Below are 10,362 nucleotides of genomic sequence, written 5' to 3'. Positions count from 1 at the left end.
GTACTAACAGCAGGGAAGGGAAGCAGGGTGTGGCTCCCATGCGCCATCCAAAAAGAGGGACGTCGCCCCCCCCCCCCCCCCCTCCCCCCCCCCACCCCCCCCCCCCCAGTACAAGTGGCAGTACCGAGCCAGCCCCGGAAGCGGGAGGAGGGACGTCGATGAGCACGAAGGACTTCGTCGAGAAGGACTACTACAAGGTCCTCGGCGTCCCCAAGGACGCCACCGAGGCCGAGATCAAGAAGGCGTACCGGAAGCTCGCCCGCGAGTTCCACCCGGACGCCAACAAGGGCAACGCCGAGGCCGAGGAGCGCTTCAAGGAGATCTCCGAGGCGAACGACGTCCTCGCGGACCCCAAGAAGCGCAAGGAGTACGACGAGGCCCGCGCACTGTTCGGCAACGGCGGGTTCCGTCCCGGCCCGGGCGCCGGCGGATCCTTCAACTTCGACCTGGGCGACCTCTTCGGGGGCGCCCAGGGCGGGGCCGGCGGGTTCGGCGGCGGACTGGGCGACGTCTTCGGCGGCCTGTTCAACCGGGGCGGCGCGGGTGCGGGCACCCGGACCCAGCCGCGCCGGGGCCAGGACATCGAGTCCGAGGTCACCCTGAGCTTCACCGAGGCGGTGGACGGGGCCACGGTCCCGCTCCGCATGTCCTCCCAGGCACCCTGCAAGGCCTGCGCCGGCACCGGCGACCAGAACGGCACCCCGCGGGTGTGCCCGACCTGCGTGGGCACCGGCCAGGTCTCCCGCGGCGGCGGTGGCGGGTTCTCCCTCACCGACCCGTGCGTGGAGTGCAAGGGCCGCGGCCTGATCGCGGAAACCCCCTGCGAGGTCTGCAAGGGCAGCGGCCGGGCCCGTTCCTCGCGCACCATGCAGGTCCGCATCCCGGCGGGCGTCTCCGACGGGCAGCGGATCCGGCTGCGCGGCAAGGGCGCGCCCGGCGAGCGCGGCGGTCCGGCCGGGGACCTGTACGTGGTGGTCCACGTGGGCAGCCACCCGGTCTTCGGCCGCAAGGGCGACAACCTGACCGTCACCGTGCCGGTCTCCTTCGTGGAGGCCGCGCTCGGCGCCGAGGTGAAGGTGCCCACCCTGGGCGGCCCCTCGGTCACCCTGAAGCTGCCCCCGGGCACGCCGAACGGGCGGACGATGCGGGCCCGCGGCAAGGGGGCGGTCCGCAAGGACGGCACCCGCGGGGACCTGCTGGTCACCGTGGAAGTGGCCGTGCCCACCGAGCTTTCGGACAACGCCCGCGAGGCGCTGGAGAACTTCCGCGCCGCCACCGCGGGCGAGGATCCGAGGGAAGAGCTGTTCCAGGCCGCGAAGGGAGCTTGACGCGATGAACCACGGCAATCCCGGTCCCCCCGGCACCCCCGGAAACATGGACGGCCGTCGGCGCAATCCGTACGAACTCACCGACGAGTCGCCGGTGTACGTCATCTCCGTCGCGGCCCAGCTCTCCGGTCTGCACCCGCAGACCCTGCGCCAGTACGACCGGCTCGGCCTGGTCTCCCCGGACCGCACGGCCGGCCGGGGCCGCCGCTATTCGGCCCGTGACATCGAACTGCTCCGCACGGTGCAGCAGTTGTCGCAGGACGAGGGCATCAACCTGGCCGGGATCAAGCGGATCATCGAGCTGGAGAACCAGGTGGCCGCGCTCCAGCAGCGCGTCGCCGAACTCGCGGCGGCCGTGGACGGGGCCGCCGTGGCCATGAAGCAGCGCGAGGCCCAGGTGCACGCCTCGTACCGGCGCGACCTGGTGCCGTACCAGGACGTCCAGCAGACCAGCGCGCTGGTCGTCTGGCGGCCCAAGCGGTCCGCCGACTGACGGGGGCCCGTACGGCCCCTCTCGTACGCGTGAAGGCCCCGCCCGGCAGGCCCGGACGGGGCCTTCGCGCGTGGAGCTCCGCGCCGCGCGCCTCAGTCGTCCAGCGGGTCGTCCGCGAGCTCGTGCCCCGGGGCGTCCAGGATGCCCGACTGGGCGATCAGGTAGCCGAGTTGGGCGCGGCTGCCGCTGCCGAGGTGGGTGGCGAGCTTGGCGATGTGCGCCCGGCAGGTGCGGACGTTCATGCCGAGCCGGCGCGCGATGGCCTCGTCCACGTGCCCCTCGACGAGCAGGTGGGCGATGGAGCGCTGGACCCCGGAGATGCCCGAACGGGTGGTGCTGTACGGGATCTGCTCGCGCAGCGGCACGGCCCGCGCCCAGAGCTGCTCGAACACCTTGATGAGGTAGGCGACCAGGCCCGGGTGGCGCAGTTCCAGGGCCACCTGCCGGTCGTCGCTGGCGGGGATGAAGGCGACCGTGGTGTCGAAGATGATGAGCCGTTCGAACAGCTCCTCCAGGGTGCGGACCTCGACCTTTCCGGCCGAGATGCGCTCCACGTAGGCGAGGGTGCCGCGGCTGTGGCGGGCCGTGTGCTGGTACAGGGTCCGGATGCTGACCCCGCGGTCGGTGAGCGGCTGGTCGCGCTCCAGGGCCTCGGTGAGGGCGATGACGGGCCGGGCCCCGCCGGGCTGGATCGTCAGCATCTCGGTGTGGCAGTCGGCCGTGGCCAGGTTGAGGGCCGCGTTGATCCGGTCGATGCCCTCCAGGACGGTGATGGCGTGCGTACTGGCCGGATTCTGGGCGCTGATGGCCAGGAAGGGTTCGAACGCGTCGGAGAGCTCCAGGGAATCCCGCCGGCGGTCCTGGATCTCTCGCTCGATCGGGTGAAGACGCTGTGCGAGTGCGACGCTCGGTGGAACCGGACGGAGAGAGTTAACGTCATCCGGGTCAGGCTGCAGTAGGGCGAACTCGAGCAGGCACGGGGCGTTTTTCACGTCCGCACGTGCGATGCGGCCCGTGCGCAGAGCGCTGGCGTACAGGCGCGTCCCCTCGCCGCACATGGCAGTGACCGAGTGGGGATGTGTCGGCTTTGTGCTGTTTATTGGCAAAACTCCACCCCCCAGGGTCCTGAACATGCAAGAACATGATGCATCGTCCCTGTGGCATTGACGTGCCCGAATGAGCCATCGTCTTGTCTCGCGGGGGAGAGGATTTCATTCAAGTGAGGACGAAGCCGACCATGAACAAGAGAATGCTTCGCTCGGCGCTTGCCACTGTCATCTTCTCGGCTGTGGCCTGCGGGGGGGTTGTCGAGGCAACCACCCTGAGTGTGGCTGGAACGCTCCAGGCAGGCGGCCCCCCGGACAGCGGGTGGCATGCGAGCCCTCTGGACAGCGGTTGGCGTCCCGTCGTGGACGGTTCCGGTCCCGTGGTGGACGGGGATGCGGCTGCTCCCGCCGGCGAGGTGTCGGCATGACTCCGGACGACCGCTCCTTCCGCAGGGAAATGGCCTCCGCTTACCGCTCCGGCTGGCAGTTCGTGGACCTGGTCACGGCGATCCCCCACGCCGGCGACTCCCTGATGGTGACCCTGTTCGGCCAGCCGATCGTCGTCGTCCGCGAGGAGGACGAGGACGTCCGCGCCTACCGGTGCCTGCGCCGGCCCCGGGGCGCGCCGCAGCCCGTCCGCTGCGAAATCCGCTACGGCATGGTCTTCGTCAATCTGGATCAGCGCGACCACCAGCTCTTCGAACCCGATATCACCACCGCCACCCCCCGCAGTGCCTGACGCGATCCCCCCGTCGTTACAGATCGCCCAGGCGCTTCCCCCACACAACGGCGCCATCGTGGACCTGAACACGATGGCGCCGTTGTGATGTCCGCGTCCATGCGGGGACCGGCCAATCTCGGGCAGATGCCGCGGCCGGTCCGCGACCCCGCCGGGCCGCCCGGCCCGGCCGCGCCGCCCGCGCTACCGGCTCCGTACGAGCAGCCCGCTCCGTACGCGCCGTCGCCTCCCGTGCGTACCGCCGGTTCCCGTGCGTACCGCTACGCGCGGCCCATCGCGCGGTCGAGCGTGATCTCCATGACCACCCGGTCCGGGTTCGGCGTCGGGGTGCGCCCGTACCGCTCGGCGTAGCGCGCCACCGCCTCGGCCACCGAGGCCTCGTCCGTACGGATCACCGCGCGCCCCTCCAGGGTGGCCCAGCGGCGACCCTCCATCTGGCAGACCGCGACCCGGGCCGGCCCGGGCTGCGCCGCCAGGATGTTGCGGACCTTCTTGCTGTTCTTGTTGCTGATCACCCGGGCCACTCCCGCCTCGGGGTCGTACGTCACGCCCACCGGGACCACGTGCGGGGTGCCGTCCGGGCGGGGGGTGGTCAGGGTGCACACGTGCCGTTCCCGCCAGAAGGCGAGGTACTCGGGCGTCGGGTTGAGTGGGTCCAGGGCCATGGCCCGAGCCTAGAGGGGTACGGGTCCCCAGACCGCCTTGAGTGGAATAGACTCAACTTTGTGCACGTTGACTGAGTCAGAGTTGCAGGGACGGGAGAGGAGACGCCGCACGTGGACGCCGAGCTGACCAACAGGAGCCGGGACGCACTGAACGCAGCCACCAGCAGGGCCGTGAAGGACGGGCACGCCGACCTGACCCCGGCCCATCTGCTGCTGGCCCTGCTCACGGGCGCCGACAACGAGAACATCACCGACCTGCTGGCCGCCGTGGGCGTGGACCAGGCCGAGCTGAGGGCCGGGGCCGAGCAGCTGCTCTCCGCGCTGCCCAGCGTCACCGGCTCCACCGTGGCCCCGCCGCAGGCGAGCCGCGACCTGCTGGCGGTGCTCGCCGAGGCCGACCGGCAGGCCGGGGTGCTCGGCGACGAGTACCTCTCCACCGAGCACCTGCTCATCGCCCTCGCCGCCAAGGGCGGCCCGGCCGGTGAGCTGCTGGAACGGCGCGGGGCCACCGCGCCGAAGCTGCTGGAAGCATTCGAATCGGTACGAGGAGGACGGCGGGTGACCACCCCCGACCCGGAGGGCCAGTACAAGGCCCTGGAGAAGTTCGGCACGGACTTCACGGCCGCGGCCCGCGAGGGCAAGCTCGACCCGGTCATCGGCCGGGACCACGAGATCCGCCGGGTCGTGCAGGTCCTGTCCCGCCGCACCAAGAACAACCCGGTGCTCATCGGCGAGCCCGGCGTCGGCAAGACGGCCGTGGTCGAGGGCCTCGCCCAGCGGATCGTGAAGGGGGACGTCCCCGAGTCGCTGAAGAACAAGCGGCTGGTCTCCCTGGACCTGGGCGCGATGGTCGCGGGCGCCAAGTACCGCGGCGAGTTCGAGGAGCGGCTGAAGACCGTCCTGGCGGAGATCAAGTCCAGCGACGGGCAGATCATCACCTTCATCGACGAGCTGCACACCGTCGTCGGCGCGGGCGCCGGCGGGGACTCCGCGATGGACGCGGGCAACATGCTCAAGCCGATGCTGGCCCGCGGCGAGCTGCGGATGGTCGGCGCGACCACCCTGGACGAGTACCGCGAGCGGATCGAGAAGGACCCGGCGCTGGAGCGGCGCTTCCAGCAGGTGCTGGTGGCCGAGCCGTCCGTCGAGGACACCATCGCGATCCTGCGCGGGCTCAAGGGGCGCTACGAGGCGCACCACAAGGTGCAGATCAACGACAGCGCGCTGGTCGCGGCCGCGACCCTGTCCGACCGGTACATCACCTCCCGCTTCCTGCCCGACAAGGCCATCGACCTCGTGGACGAGGCGGCCTCCCGGCTGCGCATGGAGATCGACTCCTCCCCGCTGGAGATCGACGAGCTCCAGCGGTCGGTGGACCGGCTGCGGATGGAGGAGCTGGCGCTCAAGAACGAGTCCGACCCGGCCTCCCGCGAGCGCCTGGAGCGGCTGCGCAAGGACCTCGCCGACAAGGAGGAGGAGCTGCGCGGCCTGACGGCACGCTGGGAGAAGGAGAAGCAGTCCCTCAACCGGGTCGGCGAGCTGAAGGAGCGGCTGGACGCCCTGCGCGGACAGGCCGAGCGCGCCCAGCGCGACGGGGACTTCGACGCCGCCTCCAAGCTGCTGTACGGGGAGATCCCGGCGCTGGAGCGGGAGCTGGCGGAGGCCTCCGAGGCGGAGGCCGAGGCCGCGAAGGACACGATGGTCAAGGAGGAGGTCGGCCCGGACGACATCGCGGACGTGGTCGGCGCCTGGACCGGCATCCCGGCCGGCCGGCTGCTGGAGGGCGAGACCCAGAAGCTGCTGCGCATGGAGCAGGAGCTCGGCCGCCGGCTGATCGGCCAGGAGGAGGCCGTACGGGCGGTGTCGGACGCGGTCCGGCGCACCCGCGCGGGCATCGCCGACCCCGACCGGCCCACCGGCTCGTTCCTCTTCCTGGGCCCGACGGGCGTGGGCAAGACCGAGCTGGCCAAGGCGCTCGCCGACTTCCTCTTCGACGACGAGCGGGCCATGGTCCGCATCGACATGTCGGAGTACTCGGAGAAGCACAGCGTGGCCCGGCTGGTCGGCGCCCCGCCCGGGTACGTCGGCTACGAGGAGGGCGGCCAGCTCACCGAGGCGGTCCGGCGGCGCCCGTACAGCGTGGTGCTGCTGGACGAGGTGGAGAAGGCGCACCCGGAGGTCTTCGACATCCTGCTCCAGGTGCTGGACGACGGGCGCCTCACCGACGGGCAGGGCCGGACGGTGGATTTCCGCAACACCATCCTGATCCTGACCTCGAACCTCGGTTCGCAGTTCCTGGTCGACCCGCTGACCGGTGAGGACGAGAAGCGGGCGCAGGTCCTCGAGGTGGTGCGGGCCTCCTTCAAGCCGGAGTTCCTCAACCGGCTGGACGACCTCGTGGTCTTCTCGGCGCTGAGCCGGGAGCAGCTGGCGCACATCGCGGAGCTCCAGATCAGCGCGCTGTCGGCCCGGCTGGCCCAGCGGCGGCTGACCCTGGAGGTGACCCCGGAGGCCCTGGCCTGGCTGGCCGAGGAGGGCCACGACCCGGCGTACGGCGCGCGGCCGCTGCGGCGTCTGATCCAGACGGCGGTGGGCGACCGGCTGGCCCGGGAGATCCTCGCGGGCGAGGTCCGCGACGGGGACACGGTCCGCGTGGACGTGGCCGGCGACGGGCTGCTGGTCGGCCGCGCGCTGTGAGGTGCGGGCCCGGCTGCGGTTCCGGCTCCGGTGACCGGTGACCGGTGACCGTTGACCGGACGGTCACGACCGCTCACCGGCGGGTCACCGCGGACCCGCCCGCGGACCGGATCCGGCCCTTTCCGGGCCGGATCCTGTCCGCCTGCAGCGGATCGGGGGTGGCGGGGGTTGCCACGGGGCAGGCGGGATGGGGGAGGATGGCGTTATCCGCACGAAGGGAAAACACGGTGAGCATCGACCCGGCCTCGATTCCGAACTTCGGAGGGCAGCAGCCCGAGCCGCAGGCCTCTGGACCGGCGGGTCCCGTCCTCCCCGACCAGGACCTCGTCAAGCAGCTCCTTGAGCAGATGGAGCTGAAGTACGTCGTCGACGACGAGGGCGACCTCGCGGCGCCGTGGGAGGAATTCCGCACGTACTTCATGTTCCGCGGCGAGGACGAGCAGCAGGTCTTCTCGGTCCGGACGTTCTACGACCGTCCGCACAAGATCGACGAGAAGCACCAGCTGCTGGAGTCCATCGACGACTGGAACCGCCGCACCCTGTGGCCCAAGGTCTACACCCACACCCACGACGACGGCTCGGTCCGCCTCATCGGCGAGGCCCAGATGCTGATCGGCACCGGTGTCTCCCTGGAGCACTTCGTGTCCTCCACGGTCAGCTGGGTCCGCGCCTCGATCGAGTTCGACAAGTGGCTCGTCGAGACCCTCGGCCTGGAGCAGCAGCTCGACGCCCCCGAGGGCGACGAGCCGGAGGCCGGCGAGGCCTGAGCCTCCCCGCCCCCACGCACCACCCGGAAGCCCGGCCGCCTGCGCGGCCGGGCTTCCGGAGTTGCCGGGGCGGTTACAGGCGGCGGAGGCGGGTGGCGGCCTCGTGCAGGACCTCGTCCTTCTTGCAGAAGGCCCAGCGGACCTGGGTGCGGCCGGCTTCCTTGTCGTCGTAGAAGACCGCGTTCGGGATGGCGACCAGGCCGCAGCGCTCCGGGAGGCGGCGGCAGAACTCGATGCCGTCGCTCTCGCCGAGGGGGGAGATGTCGGTGGTGATGAAGTACGTGCCCGCCGGGGCGTAGACCTCGAACCCGGCGGCGGCCAGGCCCGCCGAGAGGATCTCGCGCTTGCGGGACATGTCGGCGAGGAAGTCCGCGTAGTACGCGTCCGGCAGGGCCAGGGCCTCGGCCACCGCGTACTGGAAGGGGCCGGAGGAGACGTACGTGAGGAACTGCTTGGCGGAGCGGACCGCGGAGACCAGGGCCGGGGAGCCCAGCGCCCAGCCGACCTTCCAGCCGGTGAAGGAGAAGGTCTTGCCGGCCGAGGAGATGGTGACGGTGCGCTCGTGCATGCCGGGCAGCGAGGCCAGCGGCACGTGCGCGGCGCCGTCGAAGACCAGGTGCTCGTAGACCTCGTCGGTGACGACCAGCAGGTCCCGCTCGATCGCGAGGTCGGCGACCGCCTGGAGTTCGGCGGGGGTGAGCACGGTGCCGGTGGGGTTGTGCGGGGTGTTGAGCAGGAGCAGCCGGGTGCGCGGGGTGACGGCGGCCCGCAGCTCGTCCAGGTCCAGCCGGAAGGCCCCCTCGTGGGGGCGCAGGGTGACCGGCACCCGGGTGGCACCCGCCAGGGCGATGCAGGCCGCGTACGAGTCGTAGTACGGCTCCAGGGCGATGACCTCGTCCCCGGGTTCGAGGAGGGCGAGCAGGGCGGCGGCGATGGCCTCGGTGGCGCCGGCCGTCACCAGGACCTCGGTGTCGGGGTCGTGGTCGAGCCCGTAGAACCGCCGCTGGTGGGCGGCGATCGCGGTGCGCAGCTCGGGGACGCCGGGGCCGGGCGGGTACTGGTTGCCCCGGCCCGTGCGGACGGCGCGGGCGGCCGCCTCGGCGATCTCGGCGGGTCCGTCGGTGTCGGGGAAGCCCTGGCCGAGGTTGAGGGCGCCGGTGGACGCGGCCAGGGCCGACATCTCCGCGAAGATCGTCGTGCCGAAGGCGGCGAGGCGGCGGTTGAGGAAGGGGCGGCTGCTCGCCTGCGAGGCGGGGCTCGGTGCGGTCATGGGCGCCATCCTGGGCCGAAGCTCTGGACTTCCTCAAGTGTGCTTTGGGCCGCAGCGGGCCCGGGAATCCCCCTGGCACGCGGGACACGGGGCCCGCCGCCCCGGGGGACCGGGGCCTCACGGAAGGGGGTGGCGACCGTGGTCCTGGCCTGGGTCGTCGTGATCGTGCTTCTGGTGCTCGGCATCGCCCTGGCGGTCGGGCGGGTGGCCGCCGGGTCGGGCGGATCGTCCTCGCCGTCCCGCCGGCGGGGGCAGCGCAGCTGGTGGAGCGACGGGGGGTCCTCCGGCTCCTCGTCGTCCTGCGGATCGTCCTCCTCGTCCTGCGGATCGTCCTCCTCGTGCGGATCTTCCTCCTCCTGCGGTTCCTCCGGCTCCTCCTGCGGCGGCGGCGGAGGGTGCGGATCCAGCTGACCGGCGGTCGGCGCGCCGGGGCCGGTACGGGGGCGGCCCGGGGGGCGGCGGGCACCGCGTACGGAGGGTGACGTCCGGCGGGATCAACTTCTGCCGGACGTCCTCGCGTTGAACAGGTGAACTGGATAGCCCCCGAGGGGATGTAAACCCCGTCAAGTTGGGTAAAAACGCTGTGAGCGCCGTGCCTTTCATGATTCCCTCGGTTGAGTAGACCAGTCCTCGGACCTCCTGGACTTTCCTGCTGGATCCGAGCCGGCGAGACCCCCACCCGACTGATTCCGGCCGGGGCGAGTCCGGCCCACCTCCCTTGCGCGTTTGCGGAGCCGACTCATGCTCACGACCCTCAAGACCACGTACACCGACACGCGTGCCGCCGACCTCGCCTGGGCCCTGGGGCGCGACCCGCTGCCCGCACTGGCGGTACTCGACCTCGAACTGGCGGGAGCGAAGGTGCAGTTGCGCCTCCTGGGGGCCTCCCACCAAGTGCTCCTGGAGGAGGGCGAGGTGCTCTGTTCGGAGACGGTCGCCTGCATCCCCGGCAGCAGCACCCCGCTGCCGCTCGGCGTGGCCAAGCGGGTGGGCGACTGGGAGTACGAGTTCGCCGCCCGGGTCGAGACCCTCTCGCAGGGGCAGTTCGCCGGGCGCGCGCAGGAGCTGCTGGCTCTCGTCGCGGATCACCCGAACGGCCTTGCGGGGACCTTTCCGGGTAGTCCGTACGCGTTCACCGCGATGCTCGCCCACCGGATCGACGGCCAGGTGCGCTGGCGCACCTGGCACGCGTACCCGCAGGAGGGCCAGCTCGTGGCGACGCGCACCCGGGTCGGGGTGCGGATGGCCGCCGCGGTCTGAGTTCCGGGCGGGTGCGGCAGCGGCTGCGCCCCGGCACAAAGGTTCCGCCAACCGGGCGCAGCGGTGCGCCAGTTGCACCCATGTGGGTGACGGGGTG

The 10,362-nt window shown here is 71.7% G+C and carries 10 protein-coding genes; 7 read left to right on the top strand and 3 right to left on the bottom strand.

Annotated features, from left to right (window positions below; translation table 11 throughout):
- The first annotated feature begins 158 nt into the window (after positions 1–158).
- Entirely contained in the window at positions 159–1,328 is a 1,170-nt protein-coding gene (gene dnaJ, locus ACZ407_RS05085; RefSeq protein ID WP_468125598.1) for a molecular chaperone DnaJ, read from the top strand.
- 46 nt (positions 1,329–1,374) lie between these two features.
- Positions 1,375–1,821, top strand: coding sequence for a heat shock protein transcriptional repressor HspR (locus tag ACZ407_RS05080; protein ID WP_468126051.1), 447 nt, complete (start codon positions 1,375–1,377; stop codon positions 1,819–1,821).
- Between the two features lie 92 nt (positions 1,822–1,913).
- On the opposite strand, the gene ACZ407_RS05075 is transcribed toward ACZ407_RS05080, so the two are convergent.
- The gene (locus tag ACZ407_RS05075) at positions 1,914–2,954 is read right to left on the bottom strand and encodes a helix-turn-helix transcriptional regulator (RefSeq protein WP_468125597.1); all 1,041 of its coding nucleotides are present in this window, start codon (positions 2,952–2,954) and stop codon (positions 1,914–1,916) included.
- 337 nt (positions 2,955–3,291) lie between these two features.
- Between ACZ407_RS05075 and ACZ407_RS05070 the strand changes: the two genes are divergently transcribed.
- Positions 3,292–3,606, top strand: coding sequence for a Rieske (2Fe-2S) protein (locus ACZ407_RS05070; protein WP_226731654.1), 315 nt, complete (start codon positions 3,292–3,294; stop codon positions 3,604–3,606).
- 260 nt (positions 3,607–3,866) lie between these two features.
- On the opposite strand, the gene ACZ407_RS05065 is transcribed toward ACZ407_RS05070, so the two are convergent.
- On the bottom strand, positions 3,867–4,271 hold the full coding sequence (locus ACZ407_RS05065; RefSeq protein WP_468125595.1) for a pyridoxamine 5'-phosphate oxidase family protein: 405 nt from the start codon (positions 4,269–4,271) through the stop codon (positions 3,867–3,869).
- Positions 4,272–4,382: 111 nt separating this feature from the next.
- On the opposite strand from ACZ407_RS05065, the gene clpB reads away from it, so the two are divergent.
- On the top strand, positions 4,383–6,968 hold the full coding sequence (gene clpB / locus ACZ407_RS05060; RefSeq protein WP_468125594.1) for an ATP-dependent chaperone ClpB: 2,586 nt from the start codon (positions 4,383–4,385) through the stop codon (positions 6,966–6,968).
- A 227-nt stretch (positions 6,969–7,195) separates the two neighbouring features.
- A complete protein-coding gene (locus tag ACZ407_RS05055; RefSeq protein WP_468125592.1) occupies positions 7,196–7,735 on the top strand; it encodes a YbjN domain-containing protein in 540 nt (179 codons plus the stop codon).
- A gap of 73 nt (positions 7,736–7,808) precedes the next feature.
- Here the strand turns inward: ACZ407_RS05055 and ACZ407_RS05050 are convergent, their stop codons facing one another.
- A complete protein-coding gene (locus ACZ407_RS05050) occupies positions 7,809–9,014 on the bottom strand; it encodes a pyridoxal phosphate-dependent aminotransferase (protein ID WP_468125590.1) in 1,206 nt (401 codons plus the stop codon).
- 254 nt (positions 9,015–9,268) lie between these two features.
- Between ACZ407_RS05050 and ACZ407_RS05045 the strand changes: the two genes are divergently transcribed.
- Together ACZ407_RS05045 and ACZ407_RS05040 are read left to right on the top strand one after the other, a co-directional pair.
- A complete protein-coding gene (locus ACZ407_RS05045; RefSeq protein WP_468125589.1) occupies positions 9,269–9,487 on the top strand; it encodes a hypothetical protein in 219 nt (72 codons plus the stop codon).
- Positions 9,488–9,746: 259 nt separating this feature from the next.
- Complete coding sequence (locus ACZ407_RS05040; protein ID WP_468125588.1) at positions 9,747–10,265, top strand: DUF2617 family protein; 519 nt, start codon at positions 9,747–9,749, stop codon at positions 10,263–10,265.
- The last annotated feature ends 97 nt before the right edge of the window (positions 10,266–10,362 follow it).

It is taken from the genome of Streptomyces sp. NPDC030809, from assembly GCF_055572195.1.
Note: the sequence above shows the minus strand (reverse complement) of the source record. Positions and strands in the feature narration are given on the sequence as shown.